General features: G+C 37.6%; 1 protein-coding gene. It reads left to right on the top strand.

Going from position 1 to position 848, the window contains the following annotated elements:
* Positions 1-102: 102 nt before the first annotated feature.
* Positions 103-848: DUF1016 N-terminal domain-containing protein (locus ACYVRH_RS13590; RefSeq protein ID WP_461257426.1), on the top strand; the 746-nt coding region annotated here is incomplete at its 3' end.

Here is an 848-nt window from a genome sequence, read left to right as displayed (position 1 = left end):
TATAACATTATGGTTAAAAAAACCTTAAATGGAGAGGTGGCGTGATTAGTAACTTTTCTAAAAAATGTAACATACCTCGCTATGACTGCGGCACCTCAGCTAATGAAACAAAATAAAAAGAAAAAGTTAATCAATTCTCCTTCTGAAAGCGAGAAACTGTTTTTTGCTGATATTTCAAGGATATTAAGTGAAGGCCGTCAAAAGGCCAATACTGCTGTCAATTATACAATGGTGGAAACATATTGGAATATTGGCAGGCGAATAGTAGAGCAGGAACAGCAGGGAAAAGAGCGGGCAAATTACGGCGATCAGCTAATTGTAAATTTATCTCGTTATCTAAATGATACATTTGGCAGAGGCTTTTCAGAGGCAAATTTAAAGAATTTTAGGCAATTCTATCTTACATGGTCAAATGATGAAATTCGCTACACACTGTGTAGCGAATTGAGTTGGTCGCATATCAGGCTTATTATGCGTCTTGATACTGAAAAAGCTCGTAAATATTACCTTAATGAGGCACGATCGCAGGGGTGGAGCGTCCGAGTTCTGGAGCGGAATATCCATACAAATTATTTTGAAAGGCTTATTTCTTCGCAAAATGTTGTTTCCACAGCAGATGAACAAGAAAACAAGGTTGTTACAGAAAACTTTATAAAAGACCCTTATGTCCTTGAATTTCTTGATTTACCTGAAAATCCCTCTCCTAAAGAAACCAGTCTTGAATCGGCAATTATTAATCATTTACAGGATTTTCTGCTTGAAATGATGCTTTACAGCCAACTGGTATTTTTTCTGCTTATGTCCAATCTTCCGGAGGATATAACAGGCGCGGCGGCTGAGGATAACAG

It is taken from the genome of Treponema sp. R80B11-R83G3 (assembly GCF_054786115.1).
Note: the sequence above shows the minus strand (reverse complement) of the source record. Positions and strands in the feature narration are given on the sequence as shown.